Here is a 22,041-nt window from a genome sequence, read left to right on the forward strand (position 1 = left end):
AAGGGATGTGGTATGTCTGATACTGCTGTGCAGCAATCTGCTGCCTCCGAATCCGTAGCAGAAGGGTCCTTGCTGGACCAGGTCATGGCCAATAGCCGTATGGCGCCGGCCGACGAAGGTTACGATGTTGCCCGTAAAGGGGTAGCTACGTTTATCGCCAACCTGCTGAAAAGCGACGAAAAAGGCCAGCCGGTCAATAAGGCCCTGGTGGATCAGATGGTGGTCGAGCTGGACCGCAAGATCAGTGCCCAGATGGATGAAATCCTGCACGCCCCCAAGCTGCAGGAACTGGAATCGTCCTGGCGCGGCCTGAAGCTGATGGTCGACCGCACTGAATTCCGCGAGAACATCAAAGTCGACATCCTGCACGCCACCAAGCAGGAGTTGCTGGAAGACTTCGAGTTTGCACCGGACGTTACCCAGACCGGCTTCTACAAGCACATCTATGCCGCAGAATACGGCCAGTTCGGTGGTGAGCCGGTGGGTGCCATTGTCGGCAACTACGCCTTCAGTCCATCAACGCCAGACATGAAGCTGCTGCAGTACGTGTCCTCTGTAGGCGCCATGTCCCACGCGCCGTTCCTGTCCTCGGTGGCGCCGTCGTTCTTTGGTGTCGACAGCTACCAGGAACTGCCGGCTATCAAGGAGCTCAGTGCCGTCTTCGAAGGCCCGAAATACGCCAAGTGGCGCTCCCTGCGGGAATCCGAAGACGCCCGTTACCTGGGCCTGACCGCGCCGCGCTTCCTGCTGCGTGTGCCCTATGACCCAACCGAGAACCCGGTGCGCAGCTTCAACTACAAAGAAGAAGTCTCCGGCGACCACGAGCACTACCTATGGGGCAACACCGCCTATCTTTTGGCTACCCGCCTGACCGAGAGCTTCGCCAAGTACCGCTGGTGCCCGAACATCATCGGCCCGCAAAGCGGTGGTGCCGTGGAAGACCTGCCGGTGCACACCTTTGAGTCCTTCGGCCAGCTGGAAGCCAAGATTCCCACCGAAGTGCTGATCACCGACCGCCGGGAATACGAACTGGCGGAAGAAGGCTTCATCGCCCTGACCATGCGCAAGGGCAGCGACAACGCCGCGTTCTTCTCCGCCAACTCGGTGCAGAAGCCCAAGCAGTTCCCGAACACCAAGGAAGGCAAAGAAGCCGAAACCAACTACAAGTTGGGTACCCAACTGCCGTACATGATGATCGTGAACCGCCTGGCTCACTACATCAAAGTGCTGCAGCGCGAACAGATCGGCTCCTGGAAAGAACGCCAGGATCTGGAGCGGGAACTGAACACCTGGATTCGCCAGTACGTGGCCGACCAGGAAAACCCGCCGGCGGAAGTTCGCAGCCGTCGCCCGTTGCGTGCAGCCAAGGTGGAAGTGTCGGAAGTGGAAGGCGATCCGGGCTGGTACCAGGTCTCCCTGGCCGTGCGCCCGCACTTCAAGTACATGGGTGCCAACTTCGAACTCTCGCTGGTTGGCCGCCTGGACAAGGATTAATCCATGTTCGGCGCCACTGGCACTGACGGCGTTCGCAATACCGGCAGCCTGTTTGAACGGCTCGAACAGGCCGCCGCCCCGGCGGGGCAGAGCATGGGTGAAGTGACCCATGTGGTGGAATCCATCAAGCGCCACCTGGTACGCCTGCTGAATGCCCATCCGGGCAACAGCGCCAGCGTACCGGACCTTGGCCTGCTGGATTTCAACGATGCCACCCTGGGTACTCAGGATTTGAGTATCCAGATTCGCGGGGCGATTCGTCAGTGCATCGAGAAGTTCGAGCCGCGGGTCAAGCGGGTGGATGTGGTGGCGTTGCCGCCGGGCCCGGACCCGCTGCAGTTGAAGTTTCAGGTGACGGTTTATCTGCAGGTAGCCGGTGCTGATGACCGGACGACCATTGATCTGGTCCTCGATGATAAGCGCTATTACCGGGTGCTGTAAGACTTGGTGGGGACTTGGACTTTGGGCGGACACTGGAGTTGGGAGGGGGCGGGGATGCTTTTCTTCTGGGAAAAAACAACTCGCTTCGCTCAGACATCTTTTTTCCCGGCAGAAAAGCATCCCCACCCCCTCCGTCAAACCTGAGTGTTTGCGGTCCGGGTGACTTTGAAGGCAAGTATGAGAGACAGGGTGTGGGTAGGCCTTTCCAAAAGTGTGCGGAGCCATGGATGGCGGAGCCCAAGCGTCCCACGGATGGGCTCGAAGCGTCTTTTGGAAAGGCCTACCCACACGCTGGCTCGGAGCTAGACAAAGCGCAGACAAGGTTCAGTAAAGATGAAGTTGAACAGGTTCTACAGGGATGAGTTGAGCTTTCTGCGGTTGCAAGGCAGGGAATTTGCCGAGGCACATCCGCAGCTTACCCGCTTTTTGTCCGAACAAAGTACCGACCCGGATGTGGAACGGCTGCTCGAAGGCTTTGCCTTCCTGACCGGCAAATTGCGGGAAAAGGTTGAGGACGAGTTTCCAGAGCTGACCCATTCCCTGCTGAACATGCTCTGGCCCAACTACCTGCGGCCAGTACCCAGTTGCACCATCATGCGTTTCGACCCGCAATTGCACGCCATCAGCGAGCGGCAAACCGTTGAGCGCCATACCGAAATCAAGAGCCGACCCCTGGGCGAAGCCAGCCGCCAGACCCAGTGCCGGTTCCGTACCTGTCGGGCGGTCGATATCTTCCCGGTCAGCGTGGCCGATGCCCATGCCGAGCATTCCCGGGAAGTGTCTTCCGTCACCGTCGACCTGGGACTGCACACAGACCAGCCGCTGAATGCCCTGGGCCTGGACAACCTGCGGTTTTATCTGGGAGGTGATAACCACACCGCCGAAACCCTGTACCTGTGGCTGAACCACTACCTCACCCGCATGGAACTGGTGGTGGGCGACAATGTATACAACCTGCCGTCGTCGCTGTTGCAGCCGGTGGGTTTTGCCGCCGATGAAGCGATTTTGCCGTACCCGAAGAACGCCTACGCCGGGTACCGCATCATCCAGGAATACCTGAGCTTTCCGGAGGCGTTCCGGTTTATCGATATTGCCGGCCTCAAGTCCCGGTTGCCGGCGGTGCAGGCCGATGAGATCAGCCTGCGTTTCCATTTCAGCCGGATTCTGCCGCCCGATGTTCGGGTCACCCGGGACTCCCTGCAGCTGTACTGCACACCGGCGGTCAACCTGTTCAGCCACGAGGGCGAGCCGGTGGACCTGAACGGCCGGCAGACCGAGTACCGTATTTCCCCGTCCAGCCGCTGTCCGGAGCATTTTGAAGTGTTCAGTATCGAACAGGTGGAAGGCTGGCTGGAGGGGCGTTCCGGGCGGGGGGAGCCGCGGCTGTACACCGCGTTCGAGAGTTTCCAGCACGAGGTGGAGCGGGACCGTGGCCGCACGGCGCTGTATTACCGGGTGCGTACCCGTGAAAGCGTGCGCGGTGATGGCTTTGATCACTACATCTCGTTTGTCCGGGGCGACGAATCCGAATGCATGAACCGCCAGGAAGCGGTGTCGCTGACGCTGACCTGCACCAACCGGCAACTGCCCCAGCAGCTGGCGGTGGGTGAGATCTGCATGGCCACCGAGACCACCCCGGCGTTTGCCTCGTTCAGCAACATTACCCGGCCCACGGCCACGCTGCGGCCAACGCTGGACGGCAGCCTGTTGTGGACGCTGATTTCCAATCTGTCCCTGAACTATCTGTCGATGCTGGATGTGGATGCCCTGCGCACCGTGCTGCGGGTATACGACTTTCGAGCGCTGGTCGACCGGCAGGCCGAGCGGGTGTCCCAGAAACGGTTGGCGGGCATCAGTGAGATCACCACTCAGCCGGTGGACCGCATGGTTCGTGGCTTGCCGGTGCGTGGCATTCGTTCGGTGCTGAAGCTGGATCAGCAGAATTTCGGCAGCGAAGGGGATCTGTACCTGTTCGGAACGGTACTGAGCCAGTTTTTTGCGCTTTACGCGAGTATCAATGCCTTTCACCAGCTGGAAGTGGTGAATACAGACAATCAGGAACGGTACACATGGACGTTACAGCAAGGTCAGCAGCCGCTGATGTAGCCGGGCTGGAACCTGTCCTCGGCAACGCGCGGCGTTACAGTTTTTTCCAGTTGGTGGATCTGATTCACCGGCACCATGGCGACGATCTGGAAAACTCCGGCAGCGGCGAGCCTCGCCAGGAGCGTATCCGGTTTTCGGCCTCGGCCGGTCTGGGCTTTCCGGGCAGCGATGTGGTCTCGGCCCTGTCGCCGGAACATGAGCACGCGCCTTACCAGATGGAAGTGAGCTTTCTCGGCCTGCACGGCTCCCAGTCGCCGCTGCCTGGGTACTATCTGGAAGACCTGGCCTGGGAAGCAGGCCAGAACCTTGGGGTGCGCCGGCATTTCCTGGACTTTTTCAATCACCGGCTGGTCACCCTGTTCCACCGGGCCTGGCGCAAGTACCGGTATTACGTGCGGTTTCAGCCCGGCGCCAGCGACGGTTTTTCCGAGCTGGTGTTTTCCCTGGTCGGTCTGGGTGACAGCCGCTTGCGGGAAGCCACACCGGTCAACTGGTCCAAGATGCTGGCCTACGCCGGCCAGATGGCGGGCCGCAGCCGATCGCCGGAAGTGGTCAGTGGCATTGTCGCACACTGTTTCGACCTGGAGGACGTCAGCATCGAGCAGTGGGTGTTGCGCAAGGTGGCCATCGGGCAAGACCAGCAAACGCGGTTGGGCCGGGCGAATGCCAGCCTGGGCCAGGACACCCTGGTTGGCTCCAGCATCCGGGATCGCAGCGGTAAGTTCATCCTGCGCCTGCGCAACCTGAGCCGGCAGCGCTTTGCGGATTTCCTGCCCAACGGCCGGGACCATGAGCGCCTGGTGAAGCTGGTGGAATTCACCACCCGGGAGCAGCTGGCCTACGACCTGGAGCTGCAAATGCGGCCCAAGGATATCCGGCCCATGCAGCTGGGTGAGGATGTGCGCCTGGGCTGGAATTCCTTTGTGACACCGGACCGGGCCCGTGAACGCCCGGCGGTGCGCATCCAGATACGACGATAAGGCAAGGAGCCAGACAGGTGTCAAACCGGACAGCAGCATTAACCCTGGTGATCATCAACCCGACCGAAACCGGCGGTGGTGCCAGCATTGAACACAGTTTTGGTACCGGTGGCGGGTCGATTGGCACGGCGGCCAACGACACCTGGCGGTTGTCGCCCCATCGCACCGGCGCCGTAGCCGGCCATGCCGAGGTTCGCTTCCTGGATGGTGGCTTCTGCCTGATTGACCGCAGTGGCCGCACTTACATCAACAGCAGCAGCCAGCCTGTGGGCCGGGGCCGCAGGGCGCGGCTGAATCATGGTGACACCCTCACCATCGGCCGTTACCGGATGCGGGCAGAGCTGAACGGTGACGCGGTTGACCGCTCAGAGCTGGAAGAAGGCTCTGGGCAGGACCGGCAGCTGGTGGATGTGGAGGAAGATTCACTGTTGCGGGCAGAAACCGGTCAGAGGCTGCCGGATGGCCGGGAACCCCTCGTGGGACTGCACACGCCGGCCGGTGAGCCGGTCAGCGACGACCCGCTGGCGCCCTGGCAGGAAACGGCCGGTCAGCCTGCGGAAGAAGCTCCCGAGCTGTTGGCGAGTGACCAGTCCTGGTTTGCCCGCTCGGCCGAGGTCAGCGATGAATACCGGGAAAACCGGGATGTGGCCATGGGCCTGCCAATGAACCGTAACGCCCGCAAGCACGGGCACGACACACAGGAGCGACAGGGAATGTCAGAGTTCAGGGAACACAGCCGGGAAGCCAAAGACACCAGCCGGCAACACATCAGCGGTGCCCCCCTGATGCGAGGTATGGAAGCCGACATCGATTTTGCCGACAGCGATGAAATGCGGTTGTTCCTGGAGGAAGCCGGCCAGACCCTGAAAGCCACGGTCGAAGGCCTGCTGGCCCTGCATCAGGGTGAGGATTCGCGGCACCGGGCCCTGCGCACCCGCCTGCAGCCGATTGAAGACAACCCGTTGCGCCTGGGTGACGACTACACCGGCACCATGCAGACCCTGTTTGCAGCCGAGCGCAGCCCGGTGCACCTGTCTGCTCCGGCAGCGGTTCGGGAAAGCCTGGAGAGCCTGAACCATCACCAGCAAGCCACCCGCGAAGCCATCCGGGAAGCCCTGGAAGCCATTCTTTATGCCTTCTCGCCGGAGGCCCTGTTGCGCCGGTTCCACGGCTACCGCCGTGGCCTGCAAGACAACGAAGACGAAGGCCGTTGGGCCTGGAACATGTACCAACACTATTACCGGGAACTCAGATCCAGTCGTCAGCAGGGATTTGAACGCCTCTTCCAGGAGGTGTTCGACCAGGCCTACGACCAACACTTGCGCCAATTACAGAGGGAGAGCCTTTCATGAAGTACTGCAAATGGAGCTTGCTGGCTATTGTCATGCTGATGGTGGGGTGCAGCACCCCGTACAACGCGGTGACCAAAACCGCCAAGGTGTTGTGGGACCCCGATATTCCCGTGGGCTATCCGGAAGAGCTGCCCAGCAAGGTGGCGCTGACCATGCTCGCTGAACCGGATGTAAACCCGAACGAATCCCTGGCGCCCACGCCGATTGCCTATCAGATCATCGAGCTGCGGGACAGCTCCCTGCTGATGGCCGGCGACTTTGATCAACTGTTGAACGACCTGGAAAAGTCCCTGGGCCGCAACTACGTGGACCACAGCGACTACACCCTGGTACCGGGCCAGTTCAAGTACGTGGCACCGTTCGAGATCAGCAAGGACACCCGGTTTATCGGCGTTATCGCCTTCTATGCTTACCCGAACCTGTCCCAGTGGAAAAAAGTCATCCGGGTGGATCCGGTGGGCGACACCTACCACCTGCTGGTCAACCTGCGTGAGCGGGAAGTTCAACTCAGACGTTCGGAAGATACCTGATGGCAGCTACCAATCGAGTCGTCTGGAGTGACGGGCTGTTTATCAAGCCCCAGCACTTCCAGCAGCAGCAACGATATCTGGAACACCAGATCAACGAGCGGGCGCTGGCGGTCTCGGACTACCTGTATGGCTTCAGTGATCTGGAGCTGAACGCCGAGTACCTGAGCTTTGGCCGGGTTGGCCTGGTGCGGGCTTCCGGACTGTTTCCGGATGGTACCCGGTTCAATCTGCCCCAGGACGATGTGATGCCGGAGCCCCTGGAAATCACCGATGCCTCGGTGGCCAATCAGGTGGTGTATCTGGCGCTGCCCCTGGGCAGCGATACCCTGGCGGAAGTGGAGTGGCCGGATGCCCCGGTAGCAGGGCGTTTTCGTGCCCAGACCGTGGAAATCCGGGATCTGCATTCCATTGATGGCGACGCCCACAGCATCGATGTGGGCCGGGTTGCGCCGCGCCTGATGCTGGAGCGGGACGATCGCAGTGCCTATGCCTCGGTGGCCATCGGCCGGATCCTGGAAAAACGCCCGGATGGCAGCCTGGTGATGGACCCCAACTTCCTGCCCACCATGCTCAGCGTCCGTTCAGCCCCGCGCTTGCAGCGGTTCGTCGGCGAAATGGCTGGCTTGATGCAGGAGCGGGCCCGCAACATCGCCGAGCGCGTAGGTGCGCCAGGGCAGGGCGGTGTGGCGGATGTGTCTGACTTCATGCTGCTGCAGATGCTGAACCGGGCGCACCCGAAATTCATGCACCTGGCCCGGCTGCGCCAGCTGCATCCCGAGCGCCTGTACGAGGCTCTGCTTGAGCTGTGTGGCGAGTTGGTGACCTTTACCGACGAAAGCCGGCTGCCCAAGGAATTCACCCCCTATGACCACGACCTGCCGGAAGCCTGCTTCAGCCCGCTGATGCAAGTGCTGCGACAGGCCCTGAGCACCGTGCTGGAACCGAGAGCCCTGTCGATCACGCTGCAGCAGCGCCAGTACGGGCTGACGGTGGCACCGGTGCAGGATGGACAGATCATCAAGGATGCCGAATTCATCCTGGCGGTGAAGGCCGACATGCCGCTGGACGACCTGCGCAAGCAGTTCACCCAGCAGTGCAAAGTGGCGTCTGTGGAGAAAATTCGCGACCTCATCAGCCTGCAGCTGCCGGGTATTCCGTTGTCGGCTCTGCCGGTGGCGCCGCGCCAACTGCCGTACCACGCCGGCTTTGTCTACTTCCGGCTGGACGAGCAGAGCCAAGCCTGGCAAATGCTCGACAACGCCAGTGGCTTTGCCTTCCACGTGGCCGGCAGCTTCCCCGGGCTGGAAATGCAATTCTGGGCAATCAGGAGCTAAACCATGGCAGATGCACCGGTAATGGACAGACCAGACAACACCAGGGATTCGGGTGACAGTGCATTCAGTGACCTTCTGTTTGCGGACGCCGGCAACAGTGGCTCCCGAACCGAATTCGACAACGCCGGCTTCCAGCTGCGAGGGCTGGAAGAGAACCGCCTGATCGACGCCGCCACGCCACTGCTGGGCCTGGTGATCCGGGTCCGCCGGCTGGCGGATTTCCGGGACGTGGAAAACCTGTACCAGCAAGTGGTCGACGAAGTGGCGGCCATTGACCGGGAGCTGATCGAGCAGGGCTATGAGCGCCCGACGGTGGTGGCCTATCGCTACGTGCTCTGCGCCTTCATTGATGAAGCGGTGCTGGGCACCGATTGGGGCGCCCATAGTGTGTGGTCCCAGCACTCCCTGCTGTCCCGCTTCCACAATGAAACCTGGGGTGGGGAAAAGGTGTTCGCCATCCTCGCTCGCATGGAAAAGGAGCCAGCCCGCTACCGCGATATGCTGGGCTTCATCTACCTGTGCCTGTGCCTGGGTTTTGAAGGCCGTTACAAGGTCATGGAGAACGGCCGGGATGAGTACGACCGGATTGTTCGCGGCCTCTATGAGCAACTCCGTGAACTCCGTGCCGACCGGGACCCGCAGCCGCTGGCCGACGCCACGGAGAACGTAGCTCCGGCCCGCAACCGGCTGCGCAGCGGCCTGCCCCTGTGGGGTATTGGCGGCCTGTTTATTGCCGCCATGGCGGGCATTTACCACTTGTACAACGTCGCGCTGAACGAACGCATCAGGGATGTGCTCAGCGTACTGGACCAACTACCGAAATAAGGATATCACTGTGATTCGGGTAGAACTGCCGGCGCTGATCGGGCGCCTTAACGACATTTCACGCCAGGCCCTGGAAGCCTCCGCCGCCCTGTGCATCAGCCGCCAGGGCGCCGAGATTACCCCGGCCCATTTGCTGTTCAAACTGCTGGAAACGCCGTTCTCTGACGTACGCCAGATTCTGGAACACACCGGTATCAATCATCAGCAACTGCAGCCATTGGTGGGCGACAGCCTGAACGGCGAGCCGCAGACCGCCGAGCCTTATCCCTCGTTCTCGCCTTTGCTGGTGGAACTGATGCAGGACGCCTGGCTGTTGGCCTCCACCGAACTGGGCCACACCGAACTGCGTTCCGGCGCCGTGTTTCTGGCCCTGCTGATGAACGCCGACCGCTACCTGATGCCCCGGGTGGCCCAGACCCTGGTAGACATCAACCGGGAACAGCTGCGCAAACAATTCGACCGCCTCACGGACGGTTCCGTCGAACGCCCGCAGCTGACGGAAAACGGCTCTGCCAAGCCTGTGGCGGATACCGACATGGACCCGCTCAAGCGTTACGCCACCGACTTCACCAAGCTGGCCCGGGAAGAAAAACTGGACCCGGTAGTATGCCGGGATGCCGAAATCGACCAGATGATCGACATCCTCTGCCGCCGCCGCAAGAACAACCCGATTGTGGTGGGTGATGCCGGCGTGGGCAAAAGCGCTCTGGTGGAAGGTTTGGCCCTGCGCATCGTCAACGGTGACGTACCGGACCGCCTGAAAACCGTTGAACTCTGGACCCTGGACATGGGCGCCCTGCAGGCCGGTGCCTCGGTCAAAGGCGAATTCGAGAAGCGCCTGAAGGGCGTGATCGAAGCCGTTAAAGGTTCTGTTACGCCAATCATCCTGTTCATCGACGAAGCCCACACCCTGATCGGTGCCGGCAACAGCGAAGGCGGCTCCGACGCCGCCAACCTGTTGAAGCCAGCGCTGGCCCGGGGCGAGCTGCGCACCATCGCCGCCACCACCTGGCGCGAATACAAGAAATACTTCGAGAAAGACCCGGCCTTGAGCCGCCGCTTCCAGCCGGTCGCCCTGGACGAGCCGACCCCGGGCGAAGCCGTCCACATACTCCGGGGCCTGCGTACTGTCTACGAAAAAGCCCATCAGGTACTGGTCGCCGACAGCGCCCTGAAAGCCGCCTCGGAAATGTCTGCCCGTTACCTCGCCGGCCGCCAATTACCGGACAAAGCCATCGACGTACTGGACACCGCCTGCGCCAGGGTCAGCCTGAACCTGAGCACACCTCCGCGCCGTCTCAGCCACGTGCGCAGCGAGTTGCACCAACTGGCCATGGAACAGGACCTGCTGAGCCGGGAACATACCCTGGGCCAGAGCGTTGACGCCGAGCGGGAACAGGAACTTGAACAACGCATCGCCGACCTGACCGCCGAAGCCGAAGCCCTGGAGCAAAGCTGGAACGACCAGCGCGACCTGGTGGCCCGGCTGGTCGACATCCGCGAACAGCTGTTGCTGGGTGATGTCGAAGCCGAAATCGCCGCTGTTGAGTTGGCCGAGAGCGATCACGAAGAACGCCCGGACCTGAAAAGCGAAGCCGCCGCCATCGAACAGGAACTGGCCGAGCTGCAAGCTGATGAACCCCTGGTCCATGCCCGCGTCGACGCTCGCCAGGTCGCCGAAGTCATCGCCGACTGGACCGGCATTCCTGTCAATCGCATGACCACCGACGAACTGGAGAAAATCACCCACTTGCCGGCGTACCTGCAGGCCCACATCAAAGGCCAGGACACCGCCATCGACTGCCTGCACCAGCACCTGCTCACCGCCCGCGCCGACCTGCGCCGCCCCGGCCGCCCCATGGGCGCCTTCCTGCTGGTGGGCCCGAGTGGTGTTGGTAAAACCGAAACCGTGGTGCAACTGGCCGAACTGCTTTACGGCGGCCGCCAGTTCCTCACCACCATCAACATGTCCGAATACCAGGAGAAGCACACCGTCTCCCGCCTGATCGGCTCACCCCCAGGCTATGTGGGCTTTGGCGAAGGCGGCATCCTCACCGAAGCCATCCGCCAGAAGCCCTATTCCGTGGTCCTGCTCGACGAAGTCGAAAAAGCCCACCCGGAAGTCCTAAACCTGTTCTACCAGGCCTTTGACAAAGGCGAGCTGGCGGACGGCGAAGGCCGGTTGATCGACTGCAAAAACGTCGTCTTCTTCCTCACCTCCAACCTCGGCTACCAGACCATCGCCAACCACGCCGAAGCACCGGAAAAGATCGAAGAAGCCCTGTACCCGGAACTGGCCAACTTCTTCAAGCCGGCATTGCTGGCGCGAATGGAAGTGGTGCCCTACCTGCCGCTGGGTGAAGACACCCTCAACCGCATCGTCGGCGACAAACTCCAGCGCCTGGCCGACCAGATCAAAGCCCGTTACCACACCGACGTGGAACTGGAAGACGGCCTGGTAGAAGCCATCCGCAGCCGCGCCACCAGAAGTGAAAACGGCGCAAGGATGCTGGAGTCGATCATCGAAGGCGAACTATTGCCACCGGTGTCCCTGGCGCTGCTGGAAAAACTGGCGGCAAGAGAGCCGGTGACCAAGGTCACCCTGGGTGTCGAAGAAAACAAATTCACAGGAACAGTCGCATAACGTGAAGGCCCCCTGAATCGTAGCGCACCGTGGGGTTGAGCGTTCCAAAACCCTGCGGAGCCATGGATGGCGGAGCGGAGCGTACACGGACGTATTCACAGCGTGTTTTGGAACGCTCAACCCCACGGTGTGCGGGCGGCAAACGAGAGCGGAGCGTACAAGGATGTATTCACAGCGTGTTTTGGAAAACCACCCCGCAGGGTGCGCGGGCGACGATCTCCTAAGTCATTATTCTGGAATGGAAAGCATGGGAAGAATGCAGAAGGAACTGCACACCGGCATAGACCTGGCGGTGGCACTCATCAAACAGGACACCCTGCCTGCGTTGCTGAACACCGCCACCAGCCAGCTCCAAAAAGCCTTCGGCCTCACCAAATGCTGGGCCCTAGAACTCGACCTCAGCGGCCGAACCCTCCACTGTGGCCAACTAGGCGACACCAGTGAATTCGACTGCAGCGACTTCAGCCACCCGTTTGCCCATGTACTGCAAACCGGCCAGCCCAGAGAGCTTACCCGCGCCGCCAGCTACCGCCTGGACCACCCCGGCTTCCAGACCCTGTTCGACGCCAGCGACCGCCCCAGAAGCCTCTGGCTTGAACCCCTCGCCGGCGAAGACGGCCGCACCCTCGGCATCCTCGTTCTTTGCAGCGACCATCCAGACTGGCAAGGCATCGTCGGCCAGCCCCTGTACGCCGGCATCAAACAACTGCTGGTGCATCAGTGGATCAGCCAACTGCAAACGCGCGACCAGGTCTGGCAGCGGCGCATGCTTAAACGCTCCCTGGACCACCTGCACGACGCCGAAACCCTGCGCCAGCGCTGTGAAAAACTGGCCCACACCCTGGTCGGCAACTCCGAAGCCATGGTGAACCTCCGGGCCCAAGTGGTGCGTGCCGCCGGCAGTCAGCTGTCCGTGCTGATCCAGGGCGAAACCGGCTGCGGCAAAGACGTGGTCGCCCGGGGCATCCACGACATGTCCGACCGGGCGAATGGTCCGCTGGTGGTGGTCAACTGCGCTGCCATCCCGGACACCCTGCTGGAAAGCGAACTGTTCGGCCATACCAAAGGCGCCTTCTCCGGCGCCGACCAGTCCAAAGAGGGCCTTCTGGCCCAGGCCAATGGCGGCACCCTGTTCCTGGATGAAATCGGTGACATGCCTATGGCCCTGCAGTCCAAACTGCTGCGGGTACTGGAAAGCCGCCAGTTCCGCCCCCTGGGCGCCCGGGATGAACAGCACTCCGACTTCCGGCTGGTGGCGGCTACCCATCAGCCCCTGCAGGAAGGCATCGAAGACGGCCGCTTTCGGCGTGACCTGTTCTATCGCCTCAGCCAGTTCCCATTGCGGGTTATTCCGCTGCGCGAACGCACGGAAGACCTGGAAGCCCTGAGCCGGCATTTCATTCGCCTGTACACCGAACGCGAAGGCAGTGGCCCATTGGGTATCAGCAGCCACGCGCTGCACACGCTGGCTGGTTACAACTTTCCCGGCAACGTGCGGGAACTGCGCAACATCGTGGAATTGGCTTGCCTGCAAACGCCCGCCGGCGATGACATCCAGCCGGAAGTGTTACGCCTGGATGACCTGTTTGCCGATCCAGGCCCGGCCATGGATGCCAGCGTTGAACCGAAAGCCATGGTGGGGGTTCCGGTGGCGGATGACATCCGCGACCTGAAAGCCGCCGCCCAGGCCTTCGAGGCCGCCATTATCCGTGAACGACTGCGCCAGTACGGCGGCAACCGTGCCCAGGCTGCTGAAAGCCTGGGCCTGCCCAAACGTACCCTGGCCCATAAATGTCTGAAGTATCAGGTAACTGACGTATGACCCTGAAAGACCGAATCCAACCCGGGCTGTTCGGCCTGGCCATGCTGCTGGCCAGCACCGTCACGCTCGCCGACACACGCCTGGCGGAAGCCGAGGCCTGCACGGCCGAAGCCAACCGGCTCGACCGGCTGGCCTGTTTTGATGAGGTGTTCGCTACCCCACTGGCTCGTTATGAGCAGGGTCGGCGGGTGCCGGAGGTCAACCAGTCCGAACGCTGGCGCCGGGCCTTTGCCCAGGCCAGTGGTGAGGATGCGTCCGGGGTGACCTATCGGGATACCGGTGCGGCTGCTGGCCACCTGGTCACTGTCTCTGCATTAGGGGTTCAACCGCCACGACCGGTGCTGGCGCTGCAGTGCCACAACAACATCACCGAATTGACCGTCATGCTGCCGGAACCTATCAACCGGGAGCGGGTGGAGGTGGCATTGGGGCCCGAGCGAGCCTACTGGCGGGTACGGGATGAGGGCCTGGTGGTCAGTGCCGGCCGCGGCTTGCCGGCAATCCGTATAGTGCAGCAAATCGTCGGGCAGCCGGACGCTCGCATTCACGCCGAAGCCCAGGAGCTGGATGGTTTGCTGTTTGATCTTTCCGGTTATGCAGAAGCGATCCGGCCACTGCGTCAGGCCTGTGGCTGGTAAGGGGGCAACGATGCAGGTTATTGAACAACACCCATACGTTGAACAGGTGCTCGGTGCGATTCCGGGGGAAAGCGGCACCGGCGACAGCCTGGCCGAGGACCCGGTGTTGGAGTTTCTGGAAGACGAAGTGATGAAAGTGGGTTCTCTGGCCCACAACGACATCGACTGGAACAAGGTTGAGAGTGAGGCCCTCAAGCTGCTGGCAGACCGCAGCAAAGACATCAAGGTGCTGGGTTTTCTGATGCTCAGCCTGCAGCGCAGTGGCGACGGCGAACGCTTTGCCTTGTCACTGTACCTGTTGCATCGGGTGTTGGATGGCTGGTGGGAGAACGCCTGGCCCTATCCCGGCGCCAAGGGACAGCGTGCCCGAAAAATGCTGTTTACCCAGATGCTGCAACGCGCCCTCAAAGGTGTGGAGAGCCTGAGTTTTGATGCCAGCGTGGGTGATGGCCGCCAGTACTGCCTGGACCTGATCGACAAGCTGGATGACCAGGCCAAAGCCAAAGACCTGCCGGGTGACGCCTTGTTTGATCTGAAGCGGGCGGCAGAGAAACTGCCCAAACCAGACCAGCCTGGCAGCCAGGCCAGTGCCGGGGAGCCTCAAACCGCTCCGAGCCAGCCGGCAGCGGCGGCAGTAAACAAGCCGGCGGCTACCACTGCCGCAAGCGCCTCACTGGGCAGCCTGACACTGGACCCGAGTAATGAGCGGGCGACCCGCCAGAGCCTGCTGAAAGTGGCTGAGCTGCTCACCGGCACTGAGCCGGAAAACCCCTTGGGTTACCAGATGCGCCGCCATGCCATCTGGCAAAGCATCACCAGCCTGCCGCCCACCCGGGATGGCAAGCGAACAGACCTGGCTGCTGTGAGTGCAGACCGGGTGGCGGAGTACAAGGAAAGTCTGGATAAAACCCCGGATAACGAACTCTGGCAGCGCATCGAACAGAGCCTGTCGGTCAGCCCGTTCTGGCTCGATGGCCATTGGCTCAGTGCCCGGGCGGCGATGGCGTTGGGCCATAGCGATTGCGCCGAAGCCATCCGGGAAGCCCTGAAAGCCTTTGTGCAAAGGCTGCCAGAACTGGCAGAGCTGACCTTCAATGACGGCACCGCCTTTCTCAGTGACGATGCCGCGGACTGGATGCACACCGCACCGGCGTCGGCCAAAGGCAACGGCGGTGGCGCCAACCCCTGGGAGCAGGCGCTGGACAGTGCGGTGGAACTGGCAAGGCAGAGCAAACTGCCGGCGGCACTGGAGCTGCTGGAACAAGGCCTGGCCGATGCCCGGGAGCCCCGGGAACGGCTGTACTGGCGCCTGGCCAGTGCCAAGCTTCTTAAAGAAACCGGCCTGAAAGCCATGGCCGCGCAACAGATTCAGGACCTGCAGGGGCAGGTCCGTGGCCTGGTTCTGGAAGACTGGGAACCCGGCCTGATCAAACAACTGGAACGACTGGCGTAACGCCCGCACGCATCAAACGCAGGAATGGAAACCATGTGGAGAAAAGCCTTACTCATTGGTCGTTGGCTACTGCCTCATCTTCGTAACGCCGCACCGGTCACCCTGGCGCTGGCGGTCATCGCCTTGCTGGTGGCCACCTGGTGGCTGGGCCCCCGCCTGGAAATTGGCGGAGAGTACCCGTTGATGGCCTGGCAGATGCGGGCCCTGGTGACCCTGGGTGTGATTTTGCTGGTGGTGGTGTTCTGGGGTATGGCCCTGGCTCGCCGGCTGGGCAAGGTGAATAAAGCCAAAGCCGAGGAGCAACAGGAACAGGAAGATCCGATCCTGCCTATGGAACGCCGGCAGCAGCGCTTGCTGGACCGCCAGTTGCAGGCCCTGAAAAGCAATCTGCCCGGCCACAAAGGCCTGTACCGCCTGCCCTGGTACCTGGTTATGGGCCTGGAAGATGCCGGCAAGACCAGCCTGATTCAGCGGGCAGGGCAAACCTACACCCTCACCAACGTCACCCGGAATAACCGGGGCGACCGCAATCCCTTCGGTTTTGACTGGTGGATTGGCGATAACGGCGTACTGATCGACCCGGACGGCGAACTGCTGAGCCAGAACCAGGGCGAAGGCGCCACCGGCGAAATCCAGAACCGGCTGTGGAACCACTTTATCGGCTGGCTCGAGCGCAGCCGTCCCCAGCGCCCGCTGAACGGCGTGATTCTGGCCGTGGACCTGGCCCGCCTGAGCACCGCCAGTGATAAGCAGCGGGAAGCCCACGCCATCCTGCTGCGCACCCGCCTGCGGGAACTGATGGAACAGCTGGGTTCGCGGCTGCCGGTGTATGTCACCTTCACCAAGATGGACCTGATGTACGGGTTCGCACCGTTCGTGCGTACCCTGTCAAAAGCCGAGAAAGACAAGGCTTTAGGCTTCACCTTCCGACTGGATGGCCAGCAGGATCACGATCAGTGGTTGGAGCAATTCGCAGATCGCTACAACGACATGGTGGATGAGCTTAGCCAGCGCCTGCCGGATGTCCTGGCGGACACCCGCGATAACGAAGAGCGGGCCGCTGCCTATTCGTTCACCCGCCAGCTGGCGGGCCTGAAAACCACCATGGAGCAGTTCCTGACCGATCTGTTGTCGGCCGATGCCTTCTCCACGCCTGCCCTGGTCCGTGGGACCTATTTCACCTCGGTGCTGCAGGAAGGTGTGCCGGAAGATGCCTTTGTCTCTGCCGCTGCCCACAATTACCAGATGACCAGCCCCATCCAGCCGGCCCAGCGAGGCGGTCAGTCGGTCAGCCTGTTTACCAAAGGGCTGTTCCCGGAGGTGATCTATCCAGAGGCGGGCCTGGCGGGCGATAACCGCAAGGTGGTCGGCAAACGCCGTCGCAAAGTCGCTGTGGCCGCCGCCGTGGCGGTGTGTGCCGGTGCCGGCATGACCGCCGGCTGGCAGCACTATTTCATCAAGAACGCAGACGCCGCCGCCCAGGTGGAAAACCGGGTAAACGCCTTTATCAACAACTGGCAGCCGGTGGGCTACGAGCCCGACAGCACCGGCCGTAATCTGCTGCAACCGCTGGATGAATTGCGCGAGGCCACCATGGCCTTTGGCGACTACCGCAACGAGTGGAGCCTGGTAGCCGATATGGGCCTGTATCAGGGCCACAAAGTGGGGCCGGAAGTAGATGCCGCCTACCTCGACATGTTGGCCTACCAGTACCTGCCTGCATTGATGTTCGGCGTGATGGAAGAAATGGGCCGGGCACCTGACAACAGCACCGAGCGCCTGGAACACCTGCGGGTGTTGCGCATGCTGTACGACGCCAGCGGTCGGCGCAGTGACCTTGTCGCCGCTTACATGCGAAGCTACTGGCAGAACCGTTTCCCCGGCCAGCGGGAGGTGCAGAACCGTCTCTATGGCCACCTGCAATACGCCATGGCCCACACCAACCTGGCCGGCATGGCGGCCGAGGGCGACCAGACCGCCACCATGGCACTGGCACCGTTCCGCAGCAGTGTGCAGTGGGCGCAGCATGAACTGGGCCGGATCAGCACGCCAGACCGCGTGTACCGTGATCTGCAGGTGGAAGCCAACCGGGAATTCCAGGCACCGCTGGAGCTGGCGCGCAGCTCCGGGCCAGCCTTCTCCACCGTGTTCACCCGCATGGACGCCTACGGTGAACCGCTGGGCGATGAATTACCGTCCGCAGACGATCCACTGTCCATCCCTGCGTTGCTGACCCGCGAAGGCCTGGAGAAGTGGTTCCTGCGCAAATCCGGTTCGGTAACCGAACTGGCGTTGGTGGATGCCTGGGTATTGGGTCGGCGCAATGATGTGGATTTCAGCAAGGCGGACGAGGCAGAGCTGCTGGCCAGCCTGCAAACGCTGTATGCCGAGAATTATGCGGAAGCCTGGCGCACCGCCGTCAGCCGGCTGGATGTCCACCGGTTTGAAGACCTGAACCACGGCGTGCGCATTCTGGAAAGCCTGACCAGCGGCCACGAACCCCTGGCCCGGTTCCTTGGCCAGGTCCAGAGTAATACCCGCCTGATCCCGGTGGGTGACGGTGAAGCCGAGGCAGCCCGAAAACTGCTGGAGCAGTCGCCCCATTTCCGTATGTTGCAGGATATTGAGCGCCAGTTCGCCGACCTGAACCGGCTGACCCGCAAGCAGGGTGACCAGCCTTCTGGCCTGGATGAAATCATGCAGGTGGTGGGTGAACTGCATGAATACCTGCGCAACATCCAGGAGTCCCCGGATGCCGGCAAAGCCGCGCTCAGCGCCGCCCGTGCCCGCATGGGCCTGCAGGGGGCAGACCCCATCTTCACGCTGCAGCGTATGGCCAACCACCAGCCGGAGCCACTGAACCGCGTGCTCAACCGGCTGGCCACGGAAAGCTGGCGCGTGGTGCTTGACCGTGCGGTGGCTCAGTTGGAGCGCGAGTGGTACCGGGAAGTATACCAGCCGTTCCAGCAGAATCTGGCCCGGCATTATCCGTTCACCGCCGGTGCCGGTCGCGATGCCGCACTGCAGGACTTCGAGCGCTTCTTCGCCCCGGATGGCATCCTGGAAACTTTCTACAATGACAACCTGAAACTGTTTCTGGAAGACCATCCCGAGCATGTGGGCGACGCCCGCCGGGCCAGCCTGGTACGCCGGGACGTGGTGGCCTCTCTGGACCGGGCCCGGCAGATTCGCCAGGCCTTCTTCACCCGCAGCGGCACACTGGACGTAGAATTCGCCCTGGAACCCCTGAACCTGACCAACAACAAGCGCCGGGCGGTAGTGAACATCGACGGCCAGCTGGTGGAGTTCTCCCACGGCCCGCGCCAGAGCATACCGCTGGTCTGGCCCAATACCCTGCGGGATTCGGTGGAAAGCCGCATTACCCTGGTGCCGATTCAGGTCAACCGTTCGCCCCGGAGTATCTCGGAAAGTGGCCCCTGGGCGCTGTTCCGGTTGCTCGATAAAGCCGAGATTGCCGGCGTCAGCAGCAATGCCGTGGATGTGAAGTTCACCGTGGACGATGGCGAGATGCGATATCGCCTGCATGCGGCCAGTAATACCAACCCGTTCACACAGCAGCTGCTCTCGGGGTACCGCATACCCCGCAGCTTGTATTAAACTGTGTCCCGTCGCCCGGGCTTGAATGCCCGGGTTGACCGGAGCTTGCACCTGGATGGTGCCGGCTGAAACGGAAATGTTCATTCTTCAGGGACCGAAGTCATGCCCCAGGCAAGCGGATTGCAGTTCACCGCCCGTGTAGGCGAATTCCCCTCAGATCACTTTTCGGTAGTTGGCTTTAAGCTGGCCGAACAGCTGTCTTCCTTGTTTCATGGCCGGTTAGAACTGGCGAGCACCGACCCCGATGTGGCCGCTGCTGACGTTCTGGAACAGCCGGTGGACCTGGTAGTCTGGCAAGATGGCCAACCCCTGCGGCGCTTCACCGGCGTGGTCAACGAATTCGTCCGAGGCAACACCGGCCACCGCCGCACCGCCTATGAAGTGGTCATCCAGCCCCCGGCCTGGCGCCTGGGCCTGATGCACAACAGCCGCATCTTCCAGACCCAGAGTACCGACACCATCGTGCGCACCCTGCTCGAGGAGCGGGGCATTATTGATACGGTCTTTGACTTCAAGCGCCCCCCTGAAGAACGGGAATACTGCGTCCAGCATCGGGAAAGCGACCTGCAGTTCATTGAACGACTGGCCGCCGAAGAAGGCTGGCACTACCGTTACCAGCACGGCAGCGTGGATGGCGAAGAACAACCAGCATTAATCATCGCTGACCACCACGGCGACGCCCCCAAGCTGGACCCGGTGCCCTGCAACACCCAGGCCGGCGGCAGCAGCAAACAGGCCTGCGTATTCAGCTTCGCCTACGAAGAACGCATCAAAGCCGCCTCCGTGGCCATGAAGGACTACACCTTCAAAAACCCCGCTTACGCCCTGATGCACGAGCACAGTGCTGGCGGTGTGAACCACAGAGAAGACTACCAACACTACGACTACCCCGGCCGCTACAAGGCCGACGCCAGCGGCCAGCCCTTCACCCAGGCCAGACTGGACGCCCTGAGAAACGACGCCTCCCTGGCCCAGGGCGAAAGCAACCGCCCGGACTTTACCCCCGGCGCCAAAGTCGAGCTGCAGGACCACGACAGCCAGAGCCTGAACCGGGAATGGCTGCTGACCGCCATCACCCACACCGGCAAACAGCCCCAGGCCATGGAAGAAGAGGGTGGCAGCGAACCCACCAGCTACCACAACGACTTCACCGCCATCCCGGCCGACAAAACCTGGCGGCCAGTGTGTGAACACAAACCCATGATGGACGGCCCCCAGATGGCCATCGTCACCGGCCCCGAGGGTGAAGAGATCCACTGCGACCAGTACGGCCGGGTGAAAGTGAGATTCCCCTGGGACCGCTATTCAAAGAACGACGAACACTCCAGCGCCTGGCTGCGTGTGGCCCAAGGTTGGGCCGGCGGCCAATACGGCTTTATGGCGTTACCCAGAATCGGTAACGAAGTGATTGTCTCCTTCCTGGACGGCGACCCGGACCAGCCCATCATCACTGGCCGAACCTATCACGCCACCAACACACCGCCCTACGCGCTGCCGGAACACAAAACCCGGACCACATTAAAAACCAAAACCCACAAGGGTGAGGGCAGCAACGAACTGCGCTTCGAAGACGAAGCAGACCAAGAGCAAATCTACGTTCACGCCCAGAAAGACCTGGACCTGCTGACGGAAAACAACCGTACCGAAGTCATCAAGAACGACAGCCACCTGACGGTGGAGAACAACCGCTTCAGCCACACCAAAGGCAACAGCCACCATACCGTGGACCGCGAAAAGCGCGAACAAACCGGCAAAGACCACAGCTTCAACGTCACCGGCACCCTGCACCTCAAAGCCGGCACCGCCTGGCTCAGTGATTCCGGCACCGAGCTGCATATCAAAGCCGGCCAAAAAGCAGTGATCGAAGCAGGAGCCGAAATCACCCTCAAAGCCGGTGGCAGCTTCGTAAAGATCGACCCCAGCGGCGTGGCCTTGGGTGGTGCGAGCATCAAGATGAACGCCGGTGGCGCTGGCGGCAAAGGCAGTGGGCAGAAGGTGCAGGTGCCGGAGAGGCCCGGGTTGGTGACGGCTGCAGGCGGGGTTGTGGCGCCGGTGGCGTTGGCGGAAGTCGATCAACGTCTGGATGCCGAGCCAAAAGCCATCGTTGCCCATCGCCTCAAGCAGGCACGCATGCAAGGAACGGCCATTGTTGAGCAGTGCCAGCAACAACCTGATGGCTCCTGTCCGCTCGGTAACTGCCCGTGCGGCAAGAACCAGTCGGCATGATCGGAGGGGAGAGGTCCGTGGCATTACCAAAACCTTCATCTGACAAAGTGCGTTACCTGGTGTTGGAAGCCCGCCAGAATCCGCCGGTTGTGCGGTCTTTGTATGCGCAGGCAGACAACCCGAATTGGGTGCACCTGTTTGCTGAAACAGACTGGCAGCAATACCTGACTGAAAGCCCCGTTGTCCTGGAAGCAAACCAGAGTAGCCCTGAATACCAGTGGGCGCTGAAAGGACTGAAAGAGGGACGATTAACGGGCCTGATTCTGGAGTCGTCAGAAGGGCTCGAGTCCGTCACGCAATGGTTAAGAGCGCGTCTGAAAGTACGCTTCGATGGGCAACGACAGGGCCTGTTGCGCTTCTATGACCCGGATGTTTGGCATCGGCTATCTCCGGTGGTCCAGGACCAAGCGGATGTAGTGGAACGAGTTATCTACTGGCATGGTGATTCCGGTGAGGCCCGCTGGCTAACCACCGAAAAACCAAGCCCGTTTAACATGTTCCCTGTGCCCACACTGAACGAAAGCCAATGGCAGGCATTGAACATTGTTATTGCCTGAGAATGAATTCACCGCTAGACA

At 61.6% G+C, this 22,041-nt stretch carries 15 protein-coding genes; all 15 read left to right on the forward strand.

Annotation, left to right across the window (positions count from 1 at the left end; translation table 11 throughout):
• Window positions 1-12 precede the first annotated feature (12 nt).
• The 15 genes from tssC (at window position 13) to ASQ50_RS11890 (ending at window position 22,020) form a co-directional block, all read left to right on the forward strand.
• The gene (gene tssC, locus ASQ50_RS11820; protein WP_058090747.1) at window positions 13-1,494 is read left to right on the forward strand and encodes a type VI secretion system contractile sheath large subunit; all 1,482 of its coding nucleotides are present in this window, start codon (window positions 13-15) and stop codon (window positions 1,492-1,494) included.
• A 3-nt stretch (window positions 1,495-1,497) separates the two neighbouring features.
• Entirely contained in the window at window positions 1,498-1,935 is a 438-nt protein-coding gene (gene tssE, locus ASQ50_RS11825; RefSeq protein ID WP_058090746.1) for a type VI secretion system baseplate subunit TssE, read from the forward strand.
• Between the two features lie 333 nt (window positions 1,936-2,268).
• Window positions 2,269-4,041, forward strand: coding sequence for a type VI secretion system baseplate subunit TssF (gene tssF, locus ASQ50_RS11830; protein WP_058090745.1), 1,773 nt, complete (start codon window positions 2,269-2,271; stop codon window positions 4,039-4,041).
• Window positions 4,005-5,021: a type VI secretion system baseplate subunit TssG gene (gene tssG, locus ASQ50_RS11835; protein WP_058090744.1), complete on the forward strand. Its 1,017-nt coding sequence runs from the start codon at window positions 4,005-4,007 to the stop codon at window positions 5,019-5,021. Before tssF ends, tssG begins: the two co-directional genes overlap by 37 nt.
• Before the next feature lie 17 nt (window positions 5,022-5,038).
• Window positions 5,039-6,373 (forward strand): type VI secretion system-associated FHA domain protein TagH, encoded by a 1,335-nt coding sequence (tagH, locus tag ASQ50_RS11840; RefSeq protein WP_058090743.1) that lies wholly within the window; start codon window positions 5,039-5,041, stop codon window positions 6,371-6,373.
• A complete protein-coding gene (tssJ, locus tag ASQ50_RS11845; RefSeq protein ID WP_058090742.1) occupies window positions 6,370-6,903 on the forward strand; it encodes a type VI secretion system lipoprotein TssJ in 534 nt (177 codons plus the stop codon). The genes tagH and tssJ overlap by 4 nt, the downstream gene beginning before the upstream one ends.
• Entirely contained in the window at window positions 6,903-8,237 is a 1,335-nt protein-coding gene (gene tssK, locus ASQ50_RS11850) for a type VI secretion system baseplate subunit TssK (protein WP_058090741.1), read from the forward strand. Before tssJ ends, tssK begins: the two co-directional genes overlap by 1 nt.
• 3 nt (window positions 8,238-8,240) lie before the next feature.
• Window positions 8,241-9,062 carry a type IVB secretion system protein IcmH/DotU gene (icmH, locus tag ASQ50_RS11855; RefSeq protein ID WP_058090740.1) on the forward strand — a complete coding sequence of 274 codons (822 nt, stop codon included), beginning with the start codon at window positions 8,241-8,243 and terminating at the stop codon, window positions 9,060-9,062.
• A complete protein-coding gene (tssH, locus tag ASQ50_RS11860) occupies window positions 9,028-11,706 on the forward strand; it encodes a type VI secretion system ATPase TssH (RefSeq protein WP_082888481.1) in 2,679 nt (892 codons plus the stop codon). The genes icmH and tssH overlap by 35 nt, the downstream gene beginning before the upstream one ends.
• Before the next feature lie 256 nt (window positions 11,707-11,962).
• On the forward strand, window positions 11,963-13,528 hold the full coding sequence (locus ASQ50_RS11865; RefSeq protein ID WP_058090738.1) for a sigma-54 interaction domain-containing protein: 1,566 nt from the start codon (window positions 11,963-11,965) through the stop codon (window positions 13,526-13,528).
• Window positions 13,525-14,166, forward strand: a complete 642-nt coding sequence (gene vasI, locus ASQ50_RS11870; protein ID WP_058090737.1) for a type VI secretion system-associated protein VasI — start codon at window positions 13,525-13,527, stop codon at window positions 14,164-14,166. Before ASQ50_RS11865 ends, vasI begins: the two co-directional genes overlap by 4 nt.
• Window positions 14,167-14,176: 10 nt before the next feature.
• Window positions 14,177-15,619, forward strand: a complete 1,443-nt coding sequence (tssA, locus tag ASQ50_RS11875; RefSeq protein WP_058090736.1) for a type VI secretion system protein TssA — start codon at window positions 14,177-14,179, stop codon at window positions 15,617-15,619.
• A 24-nt stretch (window positions 15,620-15,643) separates the two neighbouring features.
• On the forward strand, window positions 15,644-19,237 hold the full coding sequence (gene tssM, locus ASQ50_RS11880) for a type VI secretion system membrane subunit TssM (protein WP_058090735.1): 3,594 nt from the start codon (window positions 15,644-15,646) through the stop codon (window positions 19,235-19,237).
• Between the two features lie 102 nt (window positions 19,238-19,339).
• Window positions 19,340-21,463, forward strand: a complete 2,124-nt coding sequence (locus tag ASQ50_RS11885) for a type VI secretion system Vgr family protein (RefSeq protein ID WP_068351499.1) — start codon at window positions 19,340-19,342, stop codon at window positions 21,461-21,463.
• Between the two features lie 17 nt (window positions 21,464-21,480).
• The gene (locus ASQ50_RS11890) at window positions 21,481-22,020 is read left to right on the forward strand and encodes a DUF4123 domain-containing protein (RefSeq protein ID WP_227513150.1); all 540 of its coding nucleotides are present in this window, start codon (window positions 21,481-21,483) and stop codon (window positions 22,018-22,020) included.
• Window positions 22,021-22,041 lie beyond the last annotated feature (21 nt).

The organism is Marinobacter sp. LQ44, from assembly GCF_001447155.2.
Taxonomy (GTDB): Bacteria; Pseudomonadota; Gammaproteobacteria; order Pseudomonadales; family Oleiphilaceae; genus Marinobacter.